Genomic DNA, 2,930 nt, shown 5'->3' on the forward strand with positions numbered 1-2,930 from the left:
CCTTTATATTTTTAAGTTTAAAATTTATATTTAAAATATAGTTGCTTATGCGTTTTTTGAATTCTTGGTTTTTGAGCACTCTTATTTAAAAATTTTTATCCATTTTTGCATTCATCGGCTAATATATTTTACTGTGGAAGCAAAGAGGCTGCCAAAGTTATAATGTCTGGTTTGCTTGTGCTAAATAATAAGATACTACTTAAAGGTGTTAAAGATAGGATGTGTGCGGAACTCATTGCTAATAGCCCTTAGAGTGCTTGAAGGTCTTGAAGTAGTTAAGTTTAAATCTAAACCAAACTTCAAAGGGCTTCAAGTTAGGCAAGCGGTAGGTAAAAGACCAGCTTTAAGAGATGATGAGCTACTTAGTGCTAAAGAGTTTCTATATAACAGAGCTAAAAAATCTAAAGCACTATCTAGCGTAGAGCTATATGAGCTCTTCATAGTGTTATCTAATCTTGGGCTAAGACCTGCTGAATACTTTGCTATTGAGCTAGGAGATATTAGTTTTGAGTATGATACTATCACTATCTCAAAGGCAGTTAAGACACACAAAGGTGTTGGTACTATCATAGGTGCTCCTAAGAACGGACACAGCAGAACCTTACCTTGCGGAGAGAACGTTATGGAAGTCTTTAGAGCTATAAAACAACGCTTAGAAATAGCTAAGAGCGTAAGTAAAGCTGAGGCTAGAAAGCTTTTTACAGAGACTAAAGACGACCAAGTGCTTAAGATGGCTTACTATTGGGTGTCTCAAGGAGCTTATGATAACTGCAAAGACCTACCCTTAGATAAGTGTCCTATAACTCACCTAAATCACGATACAGCAAATCGTATGTGGTGGGCTGTGAGAAACCATCTTGGATATGCAGGGAGTAACAACACTCACGGACTTTATGTATTACGCCATACAGTGGCTTCTAGGTTAGTGAGTTTGAAGGGATTTAACGCTCATAAATTGATGGCTTTTATGGGTCATACAGATATTAAAAGTAGCCTGCATTACGTGCATCTAAATGTTGATGATATACGTGATGGCGTGGGAGTTGGTGCTTAGTTAAAAGGTGGTAAAAGTCCTTGGTATTTGGTTGCGGAGGACGGATTTGAACCGCCGACCTTCGGGTTATGAGCCCGACGAGCTACCACTGCTCTACTCCGCGATAAGAGTTTTTGGGATTTTAAGTGTGGATGGGGTAAGAGGATTCGAACCTCTGGATGACTGGACCAAAACCAGTTGCCTTACCGCTTGGCGATACCCCAATGTTTAAGAAGTTGTAATTATATAGATTTTAACACGTTTTGTCAAGGTTTTTTAAAAAAATCTATGCTTTTACATATTAAAATATAAAAATTTTAAAGTTTAAGCCAAAATATTTTAAAAATAAGTTGGCTTAAATGTAAATTTGACTATTTTTCTTCTTTAAATTTTAAAACCTTAGCGTAAATTTCATCTTTTAGTTTTAGTTTTTCTTTTTTTAAGGCATCAAGCTCTGATGATTTTGCAAGTTTGTTATCTATTTTTTCGTTTAGCTCATCGTGTTTTTTGCAAAGAGCTGCAAAATGAGCATCAATCTTTTTTAACTCGTTTATAAGGTCTGTGTATTCGTGCAACATACTTATCTCCTGTAAAAAATTTGAGAGATTTTATCAAGATTTTGTAAATGCTTGGCTATCTAAATTGAAATTTTACAAATGCTCCTAGCAGAGCAAAGCAGTCAAATTCGTTCTGTAAAAACCAAATTTTAGCTTACACGTATTTAAATTCTTCTGGCTTGTGTTTGCTCTTTACGACGCGCTTGGTTAAGCGGATACCATCAACTGTGCCGATGACTAAAAGTTTTGTGCCAGTGCCGATTAGTGTGTCGCCATTTGGCATAGGGATAAATTTGTTATTTATATCTCTAATACCGACTACGTCAGCGTTTGTGATATTTCTTAGATGTGTCTCTTTTAATCTTTTGAATCTTATCCAAGAATAATCAGGCACTAAAATTTCTTCTATGTCGATCGGTGAGTTTTTTGTATATAAAAACTGCTCGAGTAAATTTTCCATATCAGGCCTTGCGCTCATGGCACTTAGGCGCTGTGCGACAAGGCGAGATGGGCTTACGACGTTGTCTGCACCAAGTTTTTTTAGTCTTTGCGTGTCATCTTCGCTGTCTGAGTTTGTGATGATGTGATATGGTTTTTTGCGGTCTATCTCTTTCTCATAGAGCCTAACAGATGCGATAAGAGCGATGTTGTCAGCGATATTTGAGCTAAGAGTGATAAGTCCTTTTGCGCTTGAAAGGTGTGTTTTTAAAAAGGCGTTTTGCGTGTGTGGCTGGGCTTTTATGTAGTATGGATACTTGTAAATTTGAGCCAGCTCTGCGATATCTTCTCTATCATCAACAACTACAAATGGTATGTGGTTTTCTCGAAACTGAGCGCTAAGCTCGATCGTGTAGAGGTTGTGATAACAAATAACGAAGTGATTTTTTAGTCTTGCGATCTTGTAAAGCATACGCCTTTCCTTTAAAATATTAATTAACGTGCCTCTTTTTAGAACTTCCACCACGATACCGATCGATAGCGTAAATATAAGAAAGCCAAAAAGGATAAAAGTGATGGTAAAAATTCGCCCCTTTGGAGTTATAGGCGCAACTTCGGTAAAACCAACTGTCGTGAAGGTCATACCTGCTTGGTAAAAGGCATCTATGAGAGAGAAGTTATCTATAAATATATAACCTAGTGTTCCAAAAAGTAACAGTAGTACGACTGAAATTAGTGGAAATCTAAAAGGTTTTAGTTGTTCGTAAAGCTCAGTATCTAGGCTTATTTCTGGTTTTGCGGAGTTTGACCAGTTGAGGAATTTTAAAAGACTTGAGAAAAAAGACATAAATTCCTCTTCATTTTATCTCTTAGTTTGACTGCTTTTTCATAGTTCTTAGAGT

The 2,930-nt window shown here is 36.7% G+C and carries 3 protein-coding genes and 2 tRNA genes; 1 reads left to right on the forward strand and 4 read right to left on the reverse strand.

Annotated features, from left to right (window positions below; translation table 11 throughout):
• The first annotated feature begins 235 nt into the window (after nt 1–235).
• Nucleotides 236–1,054 (forward strand): site-specific integrase, encoded by an 819-nt coding sequence (locus tag Q0296_RS03300; RefSeq protein WP_298036494.1) that lies wholly within the window; start codon nt 236–238, stop codon nt 1,052–1,054.
• A 28-nt stretch (nt 1,055–1,082) separates the two neighbouring features.
• Here the strand turns inward: Q0296_RS03300 and Q0296_RS03305 are convergent.
• The 4 genes from Q0296_RS03305 to Q0296_RS03320 all read right to left on the reverse strand — a co-directional run bounded on the left by Q0296_RS03305 (nt 1,083) and on the right by Q0296_RS03320 (nt 2,875).
• Nucleotides 1,083–1,157: transfer RNA gene (locus Q0296_RS03305), tRNA-Met, on the reverse strand.
• A gap of 25 nt (nt 1,158–1,182) precedes the next feature.
• Nucleotides 1,183–1,257: transfer RNA gene (locus tag Q0296_RS03310), tRNA-Gln, on the reverse strand.
• A 147-nt stretch (nt 1,258–1,404) separates the two neighbouring features.
• Complete coding sequence (locus Q0296_RS03315; protein WP_298036497.1) at nt 1,405–1,611, reverse strand: DUF465 domain-containing protein; 207 nt, start codon at nt 1,609–1,611, stop codon at nt 1,405–1,407.
• A gap of 133 nt (nt 1,612–1,744) precedes the next feature.
• Complete coding sequence (locus Q0296_RS03320) at nt 1,745–2,875, reverse strand: potassium channel protein (RefSeq protein WP_298036499.1); 1,131 nt, start codon at nt 2,873–2,875, stop codon at nt 1,745–1,747.
• Nucleotides 2,876–2,930 lie beyond the last annotated feature (55 nt).

This window comes from uncultured Campylobacter sp. (genome assembly GCF_937890585.1).
In the GTDB taxonomy this organism is placed as follows: domain Bacteria; phylum Campylobacterota; class Campylobacteria; order Campylobacterales; family Campylobacteraceae; genus Campylobacter_A.